This is a genomic window from Stenotrophomonas sp. STEN054 (assembly GCF_056854535.1).
The window spans coordinates 11,273-23,863 of the sequence record NZ_JBXFWG010000007.1; the positions used below are offsets into that span (position 1 = coordinate 11,273).

Genomic DNA, 12,591 nt, shown 5'->3' on the forward strand with positions numbered 1-12,591 from the left:
CATGACCGTTTGGACCAACCACGATCTGAACGACTCGCAAAAGGACGCTATCCGCGAGGCCGGCAGCGTCTTCTTGGTCGCGTGTCCGGGTAGCGGCAAGACAAGGACACTGACGTTCAAGATCGCTGAAGAGCTGTCGAAGCTGGAGTCCCCGCGGCAATGCCTCGTTGCCATCACATATACGCACCGGGCGGCCGACGAAATCAAAGAGCGTATCGAGCGACTCGGTGTCGATGCGTCCCGCCTCTGGATCGGAACGATCCACTCCTTCTGTCTGGAGTGGATACTACGGCCCTACGGGATCTACCACGACGATTTGAAACACGGGTTCACGGTGGCCAGCAGCAACGACTCCGAGAAACTGCTGACCGAATTGTGCGCGCCTTATCGCTCCCCCAAGGTGACCTATTGGGACTGCGGCTTCTACTTCACCAAGGATGGATACATTCTGACCTGCCAGGATTCGCGCAAGCACGCCGCGCTCAACGGGATCCTCCAGGACTATTTTCACACGCTCTCGAATGATCGGAAAATCGACTTTGAGCTGATGCTTTACTACGCCTACGAGCTGATCTCGAAAAACCCGTCGATCGCGAAGCTCCTGTCCGGTATCTTCCCCTTTATCCTCATCGACGAGTACCAGGACACCAAAGAAATCCAGTACTCAATCGTCTCCGAGATTCTGGCTGCGGGAGCGGGACAAACCCGGGCGTTCGTCGTCGGTGACCCCAATCAGGCCATCTTCCAGTCGCTTGGAGGGTTCGCTATCTCACCCAAGGACTTCGCCGCGCTGTCGGGCGTCGCCTTCAAGGAAGCCGAGCTTACCCGCAACTATCGATCCTCGGGCCGCATCATCGACTACTTCGGCCATTACGACCTCTACGGAGCGACTATCGAGGCCGCGTCCAAGCACAAGGCATATCCCAGCATCATCACCTACGATGCGACGACTAGTAAGGATGGCCTCGAGGACCAACTTGTGGCGTTAATCCGTTACAACATCGACACGCTGGGGATCGAGCCTTCGGAGATCTGCGTGCTCGCGCCGCAGTGGGTGCATCTTGCGGGCATGACCCGGCGACTGGTGAGCAGAATGCCAGACTGCGAGTTCGACGGGCCGGGAATGGTGCCTTTTGCTCGCGACATTGACAATTTCTGGTACAAGGTCGCTCGCATAGCGCTGACCAACGCATCGCCGGGGCTGTACGTCCGCAGGCTGCGCTGGGCCAAGGAGATCCTCGTCGAACTGGAGGCTGCCGGGGTGTCGACGCCGGGTATGACGCCCAAGCGACTTCTGCGGGAGGCCAATAGCATTGCCTTGGTTGAAACCGATGGCTTGAAGTACGTTGAGCTGTACTTTGGTGCCCTGTTCTCCGCACTCGGCGTCGATTTCACCGCCTTTCCAGCACTTCTAGACCAGTACGCTTCCTTCTTCGAGAGTTCCTCCACCCGGATCGCGCGACTTAGAAAAGAGGGCGCCCAGTTCATCGGAGAGATCGATGCGTTCCGTCGAGTGTTCCGGGACCGTTCCGGGATCACCCTGTCAACCATCCACGGCATCAAGGGGGATGAATACGACACGGTCATTGCTTATGCGTTGCTCGAGGGCATGGTCCCGCATTTCGCGGATGCCGATGGTAGCAACAGTGCAAACCGCCTCTTGTACGTGCTCGCGTCGCGGGCGAGGAAGAACCTGCACCTGATCGCGGAACGTGGCCGCATGAACGGACTGGGTGCCGAGTACGTTCCAACGGAAGTGCTTCGCAGGTGCCGGTTCGACTACGACACTTTCGCTTAGGCGCTACGTGCCTCGTCGTGATTGCTGTAGATCCTCCACTTGATCCGTTTCCGTTTCATTAGCTGGAAGAAGCTCTCCATCGCCGCGTTGTCATGGCAGTTTCGCTCTTGGTACGAGTCCATGCAATTCTCCGAGTCGAACCTCTGGATGATTGCCTGTTCCAAAATTAGCCGCCGGCGCTTGGTGATCGATTTTTAGACTTAGATCGAGAGAAGATACCAGGTTCGTGCGCTTCAACACACTAGGGGGCAGCGCCTTTGGGCTTTACGGCGTTCACCACAATCTTGATGTCACCCGCATGCATGACGACGTCCCCGTTTCGGATCCCGCGGAGCTCCTGAAGTGTCCTTAAATGTTCAGCGCGCCTTGCCGCGTCTTCTTTGAAGAAGGTTCCGGCACATTTCGCAAACACCTCGTCCAGGACCGTCACCACGAAGTCACAGTGCTCGCGGATGTCTTCCAACAGATCGTGCCGCTCAAACGTGTCTCCCCGGTTCTGGGTCACCGTGCAGTTGAAGCCTCCAAGTTCGATGCGCACCGGCACAAAGGCGGCAGTAACCCGCCCGCTCTCGTCGAGGTTGTCCAAGCTGTGGGCGGCGATCTGATGGCGGAGAATGGTGGCCCTCAGCCGCTTGGCCTTATCCCCAAGGCCGTTGACGTTTGGGCAGTTGGTCAGCTTGTGGAGCTTAAGGGCGGCCCGTTGTTGGCTATAGGTGGCTCCCAGCAGGCCGTAAAGTCGCAGGTATTTTTCCCCATCATTGTTGTACCGGGTTGGGCCATCCAGGCCAAAAACTAGCACGTTGCCTATGGCCAAGCTGGCATCGCCCAGGATGTCCATCGCCACGCACAGAAAGCTCCAGTCGAGCTCCTTCTCCAGCTTTAGCCGTACGACCGGTTCTCCGCGCAAGCTCACGCATGCGTTGACCATGTCCCGGAAAGCATCCGCGTAGTGGTTCAAGGTGTTGAGCGAATGCTTGACCTTGTCCATCACTGTTCACCTAAGTGTAGATCGGACATGATTGCACGAAGCCATCCATCTTCATAATCATGTCCACCCACTCCTCCCCAGAAACCCTAGAAGCCATCGGCCTAAGCGTTGCCTTTGACGCGTTGCGTGATTTGGTGAATCGGCTGTTGATGGAGTTCTTGCCTTTGGCCGGCTATCCAGGGGAAATGCAGGTGCGCTTTAAGTCGACGCCTCACCGCGATTTGTTCTACATCCGCTTGCTGGATTTCGTCCACGAAGGGGGCAGCAAGGAGCTGTTGGGAGAGAAAATGTCTTGCTTGGAGGTGTTGGAGAAAGCCGGCGCGCATCCACAGCTGTCCGACCCGAGCTCTGCCCTGGAGCTCGCCAGCGCCGTCGCAGACCTTCGCTCCTGGCTTCATGAAGTGATCCATCCCAAGTTCTGGCTTGGAAGCATCAACGTCCAAGCAAGGCTATCGGTCACCCGCCTGCAGCTGCTCAAAATTGCGGGAAACCAAGCCAAGCACAACCTGGCGCGGCTGACCGGCGTTTCTCAGCAGGTGCAAACCCTACTTGCCGTGCACGGCCACCACGTTCCTCTGGCTCAGATTCCGTTCGCGCTGGACGACTTCCGTGAGCACTTGGGAGAGAACGTCTTCATCTACTACGGGAGCTGGCTCGCAGAACTTATCAACAACGTTACTTGGGCGCTTTATGGCTACATCGAGCCCGTCTACCACCGCCACGTGGTTTACGAGGATGCTGCTCTACCTGGCATGTATCAGTTCCGTCCTCTTCCCGGGGTGGATCCTAACTCGCCCGAGCACTGGTGGTTCCACCGCTTGCTCAACGAAGCTCGACGGCAACCTTACATTCCTCGTTTCAAAACATCGCGCTTCCTCAGAGCCCAGTCGTCGCTGGAATGGGAAGATGAGGACCCCACGGGGCCATGACCGCTTGACCCCATGATGGACGTGTCCTGCGGCACCCCCGGTAAATCTTCCTAATTCCCTGCCCCGCCGATGTTCGCTGCCGGCCAGAAGCGGACATCCAAACACCTGGATTATGCCGTGCCGCGATGCGGCTTCGGCTTGAATGATCTGTTAGGCTCGTTACTGAAAAGTAACGAGCCACTCGTCCCACGCCTTGCCGTTACTTAGATGCCCTGCCTCAATGCGCCCTCTGATCTCGTCGCTGTAGATAGAGCTTGGCCACATTCGCATTCCGCCGCTTCCGGAGCCAGCGATGTTTGCAATCCGGTAATAGTCGGCCAGACCTCGCAGGGACGGGTTTTCCCAAGCAAGTTTCTGAGACAGGTAGGAGATTAGTACGCCAATCGGAGTGAAATGATCAACCTGATCTTCGGTCCGCAAGTGCCCCACGTAGGCGGTGGTAGCGCATCCAGAGTGGCCGTACGCTGCTGCTAGGCTTGACCAGTCTGGTACTTGGCTAGGGCCGAGAAAGGTCATCGCCGTGGAGCTCCATGCCGCCAAATCTGCTACACACAAAAAATCCAGCTGTTGGCGCGGGTGGATGACGTGCGCTTCATCAGCCTCGTGTAGCTTTTGTTCGATGTTTTGCTCTGGCGTGGAGCTTGCACCTTTCCACGAATGAGAGTGAGCAAGCAAGCCGTAAACTAGAGGCGAGTGCAGCTCCCTGTAAGGAGTGCCGATACGTGTAGGGTAAAGATTCTTAATTTTTGCGGAGTTTTGCATCGCCTCGGTTATGTGTGATGCCTTGAGTGTGGTCTTGCACTCAAATGCAGCAGCGACACCTGCAGCCAAATACAGCTTTTTATCGAGGAGCTTCTTTGGATACGTTTCGTGCAGGACCAATACGTCGATTTGGGGGCTAGTTGCCCCATCTTGGCTAATGATTCTTCCTTTAGTAACTACCTCATAGGTTTGAGGCAACCAATCGCGCAGTAGCGTTGCCCAATTCTCTTCGCCTTGATCACCAGCTGTGCCAGGATCTTCTGTCGCACGCATTTGAATGCGGTTGTACTCTGCTGCCATCTCAGTGCTAATCTGCCGCATGAATTCATAGAGATCATGCTTTTTGTCTTGGGGCATAGGCAAGGCTTCCTCGGGTCTAACGCTCTGAGTTAAGCCGCTGCCACGAATTGGTAGTCGGCTTAAATGAATTGTTAGGCAGCAGGCCGGTCAAGCTGATCGCTGATCTGCTGCACTACGGACGCGCTATCTTCAAACGCAAGGACACGCTCGAGTGGTGATAGTGACACAGTTAGTTTAGCTCACCACGATCCTATTCTGTGCGACAGACCTGCGCCAGCGGAGAATGGATGGTCCCTAACGACGCAGCTATGGTCAACGGAAACACAGCACTGCCTCCAATCGGGGGCGAGATATGCTGATCCCTACCCCCCGATAAACATCCCTAATCCCCTGACCATGTCCGCTTCCGGCCAGCAGCGGACAATTCACCTGCAACCTCCTCGCGCTTGGGAAGCCTACTCATGGCGAGTAGCTCTCCGTCACTGCTAGATCCAGTCGGCGTCCGCAGCGAAACTTCGCAGTGGACGGCTTCAGTCGCCCACGTGCTCCATTAGCCCGTTTCCTAGTTTTTCAATGAGCCTGACGAATTCGAGCACGTCGTCCTCTCGAACGAGAATCTTCTGTCCAACTACATATCTATGATCTTGGCTCCGCTCGATATATTCAGCATCAACGATCCCCTGTTGATGCGCAAGCAGATGTCGCTGCTGATAGAAGACCCGAAGCTTCGCCACTGACACCTCATCAGTCAATTGGTCGTAGCTCTGACCAATCTCGGACTTCCAGAGCTCCGATCCAACGTCTAGGTTCTGGAAGGAATTTCTCTTTGCCTGTTTTCCGGTACGCAGCAGGTAGAGCTGCTCAGAAAGTCGCTGAAAAGAAGTAACTGCATCGAGCACTCCTTTTTCGATGAGCGACTGTGTCACAACTTCAGCCTCATCAATACCGATAGAGCCCGCCAAAGTGCCGCGAAGCCCTACGGCAGATCGGATCGACCCTAGGGTCTGGAAGAATGTGTGCTTTGCTGAGTTTTTTCCGCAGCTCGGACAAAAGTACGCGGCGCCAATGTAGGAGTACCTGCATTCGCAGCCTTCACATACCGCCCGCAACCGCATAGGTTCTGCTGATGCGATGGGGAGCAGAACCGCATCGCGCCCCCCCTTTGGCTTCAAGAGTGATGCGAAGAAATGAGTTTCGACTCTGCCTTCTTTTTGACTCGCTCGCATCCTTCCGGATGGCCTTGTTCAAACGATTGACCACGGTGCCAAATGCGAATTCGCGAGCTGCCTCTACCTGCGCTGTCGTGAACCATGATTTCGCCGGCGCAGCATGTCGACAAGCGGGGCAGAAGACCTCCTCGTCGCGGACGATGTTCCTCCAGTCCTCATTGTGAATTTTGAACTGGAAGAGGCACCCAGGTGAGGGACATTCCTTGTCACAGTAACCTTCGGCATCGCTTTCTAACGGCACCGATACTTGCTGCAGTTGAGCCAGTCGCTCCAGCTCCTTCTTCATATTTTCGAACATGACGGCCCCTTTTATTTGAATCAAGGGTGGCCCTGATTTAATTCGGTACCAAGGCTTCCCTTTAGCGCCCCGATCGCTCGCTAGCGGCAACATCGTACCTCAGCTTTGGGTCGGAAGCCGACCGTACCCCACCCCTGATAAACATCCCAAATTGACCGCAGCATCTCGATCATGGAATTCCAGCGACGTCCAGCACCCTCGGGCCGGCGGCGACGATCTCTCGATCGCTGATCGTCGCCCTCGCCTTTATCTGCCTATTCACTCAGATTCGCTCGACCCTTAGATTTGAGTGCTAATGCAAAAACTTCAAAATCGCCATTGGCAGTTTCAAGAGCACTATACACATCAGTCATCGGCGTTAGGAGCTTAAAGCGTCGCTGGACTCCTTGGCCCGTCCAGGGAATCTCGCCGATCACTCCGTCTGCAATCAAGCGCGGCAGGACGTCGTCAAACAATACAGAACTCAACACGCGGCCAGCCTTAAGCTTAAGCACAGAGGCGTCCACATAGGTTCGTCTCGTGAACGCGCGGAAAAATCTGTCAGCTGCTCTTGTTCTCTCGTCGGTGGCTCTAATCTCGCCGTGGACTTCGGAATCTTGGCCCTCGAAAACCACCCCGTGTTGACGGAGATGCTGAGAGATGGCGCGGGGATCGAATGACTGAACATCGTCCCCTGGGATAGCCAGCGAAGCTATCCTGCAATCTTCCATGCGAATCCCGCGGAGATCCGAATCACCATCAAGCTCGAGTCGCTCGAAGTCACAGTCGACAAAGCGCACATCATCCATGTTGGCCCCATCAATTCCCGTCGGCTGCAATTCACAGGAAAGGAATGACACATTCGAAAGGCTGCGACCCTCCAGGCTTGCAGCTGAAAGTATTAGCCGCTCCAGCTGGATAGGATTGTTTACGGAGCTCGCCACCTCCGCGATCCGGATCAACAGAGCACTGCAATTCTGTTTGCTAAAGGTAAAGCCTGTCTCCTGACGATTAATCGACGCAAGCATGTCAATGATTAATGTCAAGTTGACTCCATTACGCTCCAGATATTGCACCGCCTGTTCCACAGTAGCGTAAGGCAAAGTATTAACCTGGAGAAAAGTCCTGACCTCTACCGGCCTTTCCCCTGATAACAAAAGACCTAGACTTTCACCCAAATAGAATGCCTGGAAGTCCTCGTGATCAAACGACAGCCCCATTCCACGAAGACTGTTCGCCGAAAGTAGAGAGTGCTGCCGAATCCGCTCCTTCACTTGGCGAGTAACATGGGCAGGCTTGCCCTTGCTCTCTGTGAACAAATCTACAAGCACGTCTACTACGTCGTACCGAAGCGCCCCCACGGACGCCTGCCACATCTCCTGCGCCAAGCTTGCAAGAAGGGCGTGATGTTCCTGCTTCGTGAGAAGTGGTTCACGAACTTCGCCTGCAACTAGTGCGAGCCACTTTTGACTGGCTTCGCGCTGCACGATTGTGTCAACGAAAGTGTAGAAATAGTCATGAGGGTTGGAGCCGAGCTTTGCAGCCAGCTGGTTCCTATCCTCTTCACTCTCGGCCACGTCAAACAGCCTGCTGACCAACACGGCTCGGGTCAGGAGCGGGTGATCAGCGTCGAGTCGCGCGGCAACCGTCTCATAAATTGCTGCCGGATCCGTCACGCCGCGAAGCTCTCCATATTGGCAGAACAGATCCTTATCCCAGCGCTGTAGCTGTAGTCGACCGAACACGGCTGAACGATCTCCAATCGCGTCTAGCAGGCGCGCCTGAGTACGGAAACTCAAGTACTCAAAGAAGGCCTTGCGTGCCGCAATTATCACGGACCCAGAGCTCTGTAGGGACTGAACTAAATTTCCCAGGGCCGAGACTGCTTCCCCTTTCGATCCCTCAACTAGCATCTCTTCATATCCATCAAACGCGGGCACAATCGCACCGAGCTTGACCAGGTGTAGAAATGCATCGTAGTAGTAATATCCGAAGCGCAATTGATTAGACAGGGCAGCGATCACCGCATCATCGAAAGTTAAGAATGATCGCCCGCTCAGCGGGATGGGCACAATTAGACTTGATACTTTCTTATCTTTAAATCGTTGAGCTTGGTCAAGCGCAACGCGCTTGATCAACGTAGTCTTGCCCTCGCCAGCGTCGGAAGTTAAGTAGAGGATAGATGTGGCACCAGGCGTTGCCGAGGTTGCAGCGTCAACGAGAGCTTCGTTAGCATTTTCACGCCGCTCATCAGTTACGCTCTCATTGGTGCCCGCCAGATCGCCTGTGTATAGCGCCTTTGGTGCGACAAACGGGCGTAATCCATCGCCTAGCGGTGAAGCACCCCCCGAGCTAATGATTCGATCGGCCAGCTGCGGGAGCCTCGCGACTCTTTGGATAATCCAAGGTCGCCAGTGGAGCTTTATGCCATTTTCCTCAACGATGATACTTTGGTTCTCATCAAAAGATAGATTTGCTTCAATGATGTCGTCGCGAATTTGAGCGGTGACCTTTCCCGAGCGAACATCCACATCGGCAGGCTCATCTGCGAAAGAAGTCAGTATTTGCTTCAGCTGAGCAATGTCCATGGCGTTAGATTGAAATCTCTCTGTAGTAGCTCGAAATGTCAGGGTGCAACATATTCTTTAGGTTCGAAGCAGTGACGATCTTCGGCGTGGCGTGGACTTGGGTAACTGCGCAACCCCCCTTTATCGCCAACAGAATTCCCGGCCATATGTCTGCGTCTGAGCTAACAACGACCACATCATCATGCTTGTCCACGAAAGTAATGTGGGCCAAATCGGCCACCATCAACGTGTCTACCATTTTTTGCTCGTCACGCACCAGAACATCTTTTGCAGTGATCGCACAAGCTCCTTCGCTACACGGAGTGTTGTGACGCAAGTCGCCTATCGACCGCATCCCGCACGCATCGGAACTTACACACCCTGCCGGGTTAGGCTTTGGCCTGAAAGATCGCAGTGGTCGGTCCGTTTGGAGTGTGGTGGCGAACACGCCATTCCCTCCGATAGGTCCAAGTGCTAGTTGGACGACAAATCGAATCTTCTTAGCATCTGTGGAGTGGCCGGGTCTTTGAATGTAAGTGTGCCCCATTGTGAGATGTGCCATCAGTCCTTGGGCGCGCTGCGTCGAGACTGAGTTGGTCTTCCAGCCCCCATACAGCCTGACGACAAGGTCTGGCTCACTTCCAACAACAGCTGCCGGTAATTGCGCGCAAATGGCGGAAGCAGCCTCAATTGGACCCGGTGACCACAGTGCCGATGGAACGTTGTCGTAATCAATTAGAACGTACAAGGTCCCCTCTCCTCTCCGAGGCGCCCCAAATCTCTGCTCGCCAGTATAGCTTGCTCTGCACGGCAGTCAGCAAATGGTTCCCGCACGGGCTCTTGGCGATCGTTCGGGCACTGAAGCGTATGGGTGAGTCTAGGCGCCTGGGTTCGCATTGGACTCTGGCCGGACATTTCCTCACCCGCGATAACGCGCCCTTATCGTAAGTCTGAGTTGAGGAGTTTGCCCAATGGATCGCCATGAGCCATCCGTGGTGAAACGGCTAATCTTTGAGCGGGACGACGCCTGAGCCCTTACGCGCGATTTCGAGCGACGTAATGTCGCTGGCCGGGAAAAGCGTTGTCGTCTTCTTCTCGTGGTCCCACAGTGCATAGGTGTCACCAAGGCGTCCGATCAAGACTAGGTCGCCGCGTACACCGCCTTCAGTGCGTAACGTGGATGTGCTGGTTTGGACTCCCGACGTGATGTTTCTCGCACGTCTCTCACCGAGCCAGCTTGAAACAACCGACACATAAACGATCATTACCAGCAAGTAGATCATCCACGGGGAGTACTTGATGGCACGGGCACCACGGGCGAAAGCTGGACGGCCAGTGCGCAGCAAATGGTCAAGACCATACCAATCAGCGCGGGCCATGCCTCTGCCCACCAGATGAGGACAGCAAGCGCGCCGAAGAAGATTGTCGGAACCAGCCATGCTCGAACACCTCCTTTTGCGGCTTCGCCTGTCAGCGCCCCTCGATCCAGCCGCCCAGCAGGGCCCCAACGGCCAGAAGGAACAGCACAAAACCCATGGCGGCTAGGCCCGCCAGGGCCAGTTCCCCCACCGCGACAAACTGGAACGGATCCAGGCCGAAGTGATCCCAATAGGCCTTCAGGTACAACGCGCCTTGCACCAGCCCAAACGTGGCGAGGACCGCCCCCAGCCCGCGAGTGTGAGCAACGTGAAATCCTTCTCAGTGCGTTCCACGCATAGCCTCGTTGTCCGGCTTCTCAGCGCCAGTTGATCCAATTGTGTCGTATTACGCCCGCTCGCAGATGCCTTCGCATCAATCATTTCGATGCAGCGCCGTTGCCGCAGAGGCGCGCACTTTCCTTTGTGGAGTAGGCGTCTTGCCGCCCTCTCCTGCTATGAGACAATGCCAAAAGCGTCGCGGGAATTGGCGGATTCGACCCCATCCCCTAGGCACAGCGCGCAACCGGGCGTAATCCTAGCCACGCCACCGAAAAAGGGTGGCCGGGGCTCGAAATCCCGGTAACACGACTGTTGTTTACGCTTGCCAGCCGGCACCGCCTCGCGTGGTGCCGGCTGGCAATCCGTCGGCCGGCTATGGCGGGCGGTGCGTGGGGGCCTTGCGCCCGCCCGGGCTTAGTCGTGTTCCGGATTTCGAACCACGCATCGTCCGCCACCTTTATCGGTGGCGGCTTCTGCCTGCACGTTAGGAGCCACGCCATGTCCAAGCCTTACTCCCCTGCCCCCAAGCCCACCCCGGAAGCCCCTGCTTCCGAGCCAGCACAGGATCCCAACAGCCTGATTGCCCTCCTGCACAGCATTGGCGCAGGTGCGGCGTCCGACGGCCAACCGTGGCCCGAGCGCCATCCCCTGCCCTGGCGCAGGGTCGCGCTCTCCGATGCCGACTGCGCCCTGGCGGGCCAGCGCGTCATCCAGGAGATCCTGCTGGCGGCCGAACGTGCCCGCCAGAATGGCGATCCGGATCAGTACGTGGGCGATCGGGTGATGGAAGGGCTTGCGATGGCCTGTCTTGCGCTGACGATCTTCATCCAGGAACGCGTGCGGCCGGCTGCCTGACGAGGGTCAACATATGACTTGGTATCGTCGAGCAAGCTCGATTCTACTCGCGTTGCTGTTGCTGCCCGTGCCACTGGTTGAGGCATCGCCTACGCCTGCGGAGGTCCGCACCTTCGAATCCGTGCCGCCAGGGCTGTTTGATTTCCTGCGCCGCCACGCGCAGGGGTTCGCCGACGCGCAGGCGCGGAAGGGCTTCACGCTGGATGCCGGTGATTCGCCTGCAGCGTGGTTCCAGATACGCTACCAGGGGCTTCCGGTGATGGCGGTTGAGAATGCCGCAACCGGGCTGGTTATTCGCCTGCCCCCGGGTGTTGATCTGCTTGCGCCGGACGTGCTGCCGCTACGGGATGAGTTCAGGGTCTGGCTGGAGCATGGCGAACGCTTACGGGCGGAGGAGTAGTCGAGCCCGCCCGCCTCTAGCCGGCGGGCGGGTTCGCCTCGGGGTCCTGCAGGGAAGCTTCGAGCAGGTTGATGCAGGTGTCCAGCCGGATGCGCTGGCTGATCAGCAGCCAGGCCATTACATAAAGGAGCACCATGGCAAAAATCAGGATGCCTCCTGCAAGGCCGACATCAAAGACGCCTGCCCAGCCATTTTCCTTCCAGCTGCGGTACTGCACATAGAAGGCAATCAGCAGCGGGAATGGGCCCAGCCGCTGTACGCCGCCATAAAAGAGGCCCATCCGCTCGACCATGCCGGTTCTGAGTGCACTGACAAAACGGAGGCGCTGCTCACGCTGGCTTTTCGGGAAGCGTCGAATATCGGCAATCATGCATTCCCAGTGCTGATATTCGCTGTCCATTTCCTTGGCGTGGGACAGCCTGGGTTGAAGGTACTGCTTGTATTGCCGCTTTACTGACAGGATGCCGTGGACGGCGAACCCGCCGATCTCCACAAGCAGGCAAAGCAGCGTGACCGACAAGAGGATGCTGTCCGCCACCCAGCGGTCCAGCAACCATGCAGCAAGCAGCCCTGCAGAACCCGCAACGCCGCCAACGCGCAACGACCACCGTTCTAAGGCCCCAGCCTTGGGGTAAATGCTGTGATCCACCAGCGGTTGTACGCGCGCGTAGAGCCATTGGAACGTCAGGGTGTCATCGCCGACGGCTTGGCCTTGTTCCTGGGTGTCGGTGCTCGTCTGCATATCCATTACGTGTTCCGTCCCTGAAGGCGTCCAATCCCACGGCATCT

At 56.6% G+C, this 12,591-nt stretch carries 12 protein-coding genes; 4 read left to right on the forward strand and 8 right to left on the reverse strand.

Annotated features, from left to right (window positions below; genetic code table 11):
- Window position 1 precedes the first annotated feature (1 nt).
- Window positions 2-1,798 carry a UvrD-helicase domain-containing protein gene (locus AC1VXD_RS04075; protein ID WP_482990962.1) on the forward strand — a complete coding sequence of 599 codons (1,797 nt, stop codon included), beginning with the start codon at window positions 2-4 and terminating at the stop codon, window positions 1,796-1,798.
- Between the two features lie 241 nt (window positions 1,799-2,039).
- On the opposite strand, the gene AC1VXD_RS04080 is transcribed toward AC1VXD_RS04075, so the two are convergent.
- Complete coding sequence (locus AC1VXD_RS04080) at window positions 2,040-2,786, reverse strand: hypothetical protein (RefSeq protein ID WP_482990963.1); 747 nt, start codon at window positions 2,784-2,786, stop codon at window positions 2,040-2,042.
- Window positions 2,787-2,845: 59 nt separating this feature from the next.
- On the opposite strand from AC1VXD_RS04080, the gene AC1VXD_RS04085 reads away from it, so the two are divergent.
- Window positions 2,846-3,715 (forward strand): hypothetical protein, encoded by an 870-nt coding sequence (locus tag AC1VXD_RS04085; RefSeq protein ID WP_482990964.1) that lies wholly within the window; start codon window positions 2,846-2,848, stop codon window positions 3,713-3,715.
- A 159-nt stretch (window positions 3,716-3,874) separates the two neighbouring features.
- On the opposite strand, the gene AC1VXD_RS04090 is transcribed toward AC1VXD_RS04085, so the two are convergent.
- From AC1VXD_RS04090 to AC1VXD_RS04115, 6 genes are all read right to left on the reverse strand, one after another.
- Window positions 3,875-4,834, reverse strand: coding sequence for a DUF6602 domain-containing protein (locus AC1VXD_RS04090; RefSeq protein WP_482990965.1), 960 nt, complete (start codon window positions 4,832-4,834; stop codon window positions 3,875-3,877).
- Window positions 4,835-5,307: 473 nt separating this feature from the next.
- The gene (locus AC1VXD_RS04095) at window positions 5,308-5,703 is read right to left on the reverse strand and encodes a hypothetical protein (RefSeq protein WP_482990966.1); all 396 of its coding nucleotides are present in this window, start codon (window positions 5,701-5,703) and stop codon (window positions 5,308-5,310) included.
- A gap of 166 nt (window positions 5,704-5,869) precedes the next feature.
- Complete coding sequence (locus AC1VXD_RS04100; RefSeq protein WP_482990967.1) at window positions 5,870-6,304, reverse strand: hypothetical protein; 435 nt, start codon at window positions 6,302-6,304, stop codon at window positions 5,870-5,872.
- Window positions 6,305-6,558: 254 nt separating this feature from the next.
- Window positions 6,559-8,871, reverse strand: coding sequence for a pentapeptide repeat-containing protein (locus AC1VXD_RS04105; RefSeq protein ID WP_482990968.1), 2,313 nt, complete (start codon window positions 8,869-8,871; stop codon window positions 6,559-6,561).
- 983 nt (window positions 8,872-9,854) lie between these two features.
- A complete protein-coding gene (locus AC1VXD_RS04110; protein WP_482990969.1) occupies window positions 9,855-10,289 on the reverse strand; it encodes a hypothetical protein in 435 nt (144 codons plus the stop codon).
- A gap of 31 nt (window positions 10,290-10,320) precedes the next feature.
- Window positions 10,321-10,476, reverse strand: coding sequence for a hypothetical protein (locus tag AC1VXD_RS04115; RefSeq protein WP_482990970.1), 156 nt, complete (start codon window positions 10,474-10,476; stop codon window positions 10,321-10,323).
- A 569-nt stretch (window positions 10,477-11,045) separates the two neighbouring features.
- Between AC1VXD_RS04115 and AC1VXD_RS04120 the strand changes: the two genes are divergently transcribed.
- A complete protein-coding gene (locus AC1VXD_RS04120) occupies window positions 11,046-11,402 on the forward strand; it encodes a hypothetical protein (protein ID WP_482990971.1) in 357 nt (118 codons plus the stop codon).
- A 13-nt stretch (window positions 11,403-11,415) separates the two neighbouring features.
- A complete protein-coding gene (locus AC1VXD_RS04125; RefSeq protein ID WP_482990972.1) occupies window positions 11,416-11,802 on the forward strand; it encodes a hypothetical protein in 387 nt (128 codons plus the stop codon).
- 16 nt (window positions 11,803-11,818) lie between these two features.
- On the opposite strand, the gene AC1VXD_RS04130 is transcribed toward AC1VXD_RS04125, so the two are convergent.
- Window positions 11,819-12,550 (reverse strand): hypothetical protein, encoded by a 732-nt coding sequence (locus tag AC1VXD_RS04130; RefSeq protein ID WP_482990973.1) that lies wholly within the window; start codon window positions 12,548-12,550, stop codon window positions 11,819-11,821.
- Window positions 12,551-12,591: the final 41 nt, after the last annotated feature.

Coding starts and splice junctions, on each gene's coding strand:
- AC1VXD_RS04075 (WP_482990962.1), top strand. CDS start 2: ATGACCGTTTGGACCAACCACGATCTGAACGACTCGCAAAAGGACGCT.
- AC1VXD_RS04080 (WP_482990963.1), bottom strand. CDS start 2,786: ATGGACAAGGTCAAGCATTCGCTCAACACCTTGAACCACTACGCGGAT.
- AC1VXD_RS04085 (WP_482990964.1), top strand. CDS start 2,846: ATGTCCACCCACTCCTCCCCAGAAACCCTAGAAGCCATCGGCCTAAGC.
- AC1VXD_RS04090 (WP_482990965.1), bottom strand. CDS start 4,834: ATGCCCCAAGACAAAAAGCATGATCTCTATGAATTCATGCGGCAGATT.
- AC1VXD_RS04100 (WP_482990967.1), bottom strand. CDS start 6,304: ATGTTCGAAAATATGAAGAAGGAGCTGGAGCGACTGGCTCAACTGCAG.
- AC1VXD_RS04105 (WP_482990968.1), bottom strand. CDS start 8,871: ATGGACATTGCTCAGCTGAAGCAAATACTGACTTCTTTCGCAGATGAG.
- AC1VXD_RS04110 (WP_482990969.1), bottom strand. CDS start 10,289: ATGGCTGGTTCCGACAATCTTCTTCGGCGCGCTTGCTGTCCTCATCTG.
- AC1VXD_RS04120 (WP_482990971.1), top strand. CDS start 11,046: ATGTCCAAGCCTTACTCCCCTGCCCCCAAGCCCACCCCGGAAGCCCCT.
- AC1VXD_RS04125 (WP_482990972.1), top strand. CDS start 11,416: ATGACTTGGTATCGTCGAGCAAGCTCGATTCTACTCGCGTTGCTGTTG.
- AC1VXD_RS04130 (WP_482990973.1), bottom strand. CDS start 12,550: ATGGATATGCAGACGAGCACCGACACCCAGGAACAAGGCCAAGCCGTC.